The 2,951-nt window shown below is 72.3% G+C and carries 3 protein-coding genes; all 3 read left to right on the top strand.

The window, feature by feature from the left end; genetic code table 11:
- Positions 1 to 545: Na+/H+ antiporter NhaA (locus tag Ari01nite_RS49285; protein ID WP_203791663.1), on the top strand; the 545-nt coding region annotated here is incomplete at its 5' end.
- A 101-nt stretch (positions 546 to 646) separates the two neighbouring features.
- Positions 647 to 1,537 (top strand): ABC transporter ATP-binding protein, encoded by an 891-nt coding sequence (locus Ari01nite_RS49280; protein WP_203791662.1) that lies wholly within the window; start codon positions 647 to 649, stop codon positions 1,535 to 1,537.
- The coding region (locus Ari01nite_RS49275) for an efflux permease Rv1217c-related protein (RefSeq protein ID WP_203791661.1) at positions 1,537 to 2,951 on the top strand (1,415 nt) is incomplete at its 3' end. The genes Ari01nite_RS49280 and Ari01nite_RS49275, both read left to right, overlap by 1 nt.

Below are 2,951 nucleotides of genomic sequence, written 5' to 3'. Positions count from 1 at the left end.
TGCTGCGCCGGTCCGAGGGGCCGGGACCTGGTCTGGCGGAGCATTTCGAGCACCGGTGGCGGCCGCTGTCGGCGGGGGTGGCGGTGCCGGTATTCGCCTTCTTCGCCGCCGGGGTGTCGATCGCCGGGGCCGGCGGGCTGGGCGCCACGCTGCGCGATCCGGTGACCATCGGGATCGTCGCGGGCCTGGTGCTCGGCAAGTGCGCCGGGGTGCTGGGAGCGACGTGGCTGGTGCAGCGGGTCACGCGCGCCTCGCTGGGTGACGGGGTCAGCTGGTGGGACGTGCTGGGGCTGGCGCTGCTGGCCGGGATCGGGTTCACCGTGTCGCTGCTGATCGGGGAACTCGCGTTCGGTGCCGGAAGTGAGAAGGACGAGCATGCCCGGATCGGGATCCTGGCCGGGTCGTTGATCGCCGCGCTGCTGGCCGCCGTGATTCTGCGTGTCCGCAACCGGCACTACCGGCAGGTGCGTGCGGCTGAGGAACTCGACACGGACGCCGACGGGGTGCCCGACGTCTATGAACAGGACGCCGCCGGGCGCAGCTGAGGCTTCCCGCCGGGTGCGTGCGGGGAGTACGGTGAGCGACAGGTGTGCCGGGAAGTCTGGTCGGCGGTCAATGATCCACGTCGACCGAAAGGCTTCCTGCGATGACCGATCCCGCACTGCGCGCCGTCGATCTCACGAAACGGTACGGCCGTCTCACCGCGCTCGACACGCTGAATCTGGACGTTGACCCGGGTGAGGTGTTCGGGTTCCTCGGCCCCAACGGCGCCGGCAAGTCCACCACCGTCCGGCTGCTGCTCGGCCTGGCCCGGCCGACCGCCGGGCGGGCCGAGATCTTCGGCGTCGACGCCGCCGATGTCGCCCGAGCCCACCGGTTCCTGGCCTATGTGCCCGCCGATGTGGCGTTGTGGCCGCAGCTGACCGGCGCCGAGGTCCTGCACCTGCAGGCCCGCACCGGACCGGGCATCGACCAGGGCTATCGGGACGAGCTCGTCGAGCGGTTCGAGCTGGATGTGTCGAAGCCGGCCCGTACGTATTCGACGGGCAACCGGCAGAAGGTCGCTCTGATTGCCGCGTTCGCGACTCGGGCCCCGCTGCTGGTGCTCGACGAGCCGACCAGCGGTCTCGACCCGTTGATGGAACGCGAGTTCCGTACCGCGGTCCGGCAGGCCCGCGACCGTGGGCAGACGGTGTTCCTGAGCTCGCATCAGCTCGCCGAGGTCGAAGCCGTCTGCGACCGGGTCGGTATCCTGCGTGCCGGCCGTCTCGTCGAGGTCGCCACGATCGGCTCGCTGCGGGGTTTGCACCGGTCGGAGGTGACGATCTCCTACACCGGTGCGGCTCCCGACCTGCAGGCGGTCGCCGGGGTCGAGGCCGTGCAGAGCTCCGGCGAAGGTCGGTTGCGGTTCACCCTGACCGGTGCGCCGGCACCGGCGTTGCAGGCGCTGGCCGCGGCGAATGTCACCGCCCTCGCCGTACGGGAACCGAGCCTGGAGGAGATCTTCCTCGACTACTACGGGGCGCAGGTGTCCTGATGAACCTGGAAACCCTTCCCGGCTCCACCACCGTCAGCCTCGCGGTCCATCCCGCGCCGGGCCGGGCCGTGACCTGGCTGGCGATCCGGCAGATCCGCCGCGGGGGCCTCATCGTCACCGGCCTCGCCGCCGGGATGACCGCGATGGTCGCCGCCACCTATCAGCAGGTGATGTCCGACCCGGCCGCGGCCGGCAGCCTGCAGGCGCTCGCCGCGAACCCGGCCATCCGGATGTTGTTCGGCACCCCGGCCGGCCTCGACACCGCGGGAGGTTTCACGGTCTGGCGGGTCGGCACGGTCACCGCCGTGGTGCTGGCCGTCTGGTCGATCCTCGCCACCACCCGGATCACCCGCGGTGAGGAAGACGCCGGCCGATGGGACCTGCTGCTGGCCGGCCGCACACCGGTGCGCAACGCAATGATCCGCCACCTCGCTGCCGTGCTGACGGTCCCCGCCGCCACCGGGATCGGCATCACCAGTGTGCTGCTGCTGGCAGGCACCCCACCGCCCGGCGCGTGGGTGCACGGCGCCGGCACCGGGCTGCTCGGCATGTTCTTCGTCGCGGTGGCCGCATGCACCGCCCAGATCTTTCCCACCCGGTCGCCCGCGACCGGCGCGGCGGTCGCGGTGCTCGGCCTCGGCCTGCTGGCCCGCATGATCGGCGACGGTGTCACCGCGCTGGGCTGGTTGCACTGGCTGTCACCGTTCGGTGTGCTCGCCCGCAGCGGCCCCTACGTCGAGGACCGCGCCTGGCCGCTACTGCTTCTGGCCGTCGCCGTCGTGCTCGTCGCAGCGGCGGCACTGACCGCCGCCGGCCACCGCGACATCCAAGGCGGCCTACTCCCGGCCGCGGCCGGCCGCCGCCCGCGGCTGCACCTGCTGGGCAGCGTGGAAACCTTCGCGGCACGCCGGGTGCTGCGTCCGCTGGCCGGCTGGATGATCGGGGTCGGCGCCTACTACCTGCTGATCGGGCTGACGGCCGTGTCGGTAACCGACTTCCTGCGCGACAACCCGGCACTCGCCGGTCAAGCCGCCCAGGCCGGCTTCAACTCGCTGGGCAGCATCAGCGGGTTCACCGCGACCCTGTTCGCCATCCTCGCCCTGCCCGCCGGTGCTTTCACCGCGGTCCGGATCGGCGGCTTCATCGACGCCGAAACCGACCGGCGGCTGACCTTGCTGGCCAGCGCCCCGGTCAGCCGTACCCGCCTGATCGGCGCCGAGAGCACCGTCGTCGCCGCCGCCGCCGCGGTCCTGATCACCGGTACGGCCCTGGCCACCTCGGCCGGCGTCACCATCATGGGCGGCGATTTCGCCGCAGGCCCGGCCCTGCGCGGCGCCTGGAACGTGTTCCCGATCGTCCTGCTCAGCCTCGGCGCGGCCGTCTTCGCCGCCGGCTGGCTCCCGCGATGGGCAGG

The sequence above is a fragment of the Paractinoplanes rishiriensis genome (genome assembly GCF_016862375.1).
In the GTDB taxonomy this organism is placed as follows: Bacteria; Actinomycetota; Actinomycetes; order Mycobacteriales; family Micromonosporaceae; genus Actinoplanes; species Actinoplanes rishiriensis.
Note: the sequence above shows the minus strand (reverse complement) of the source record. Positions and strands in the feature narration are given on the sequence as shown.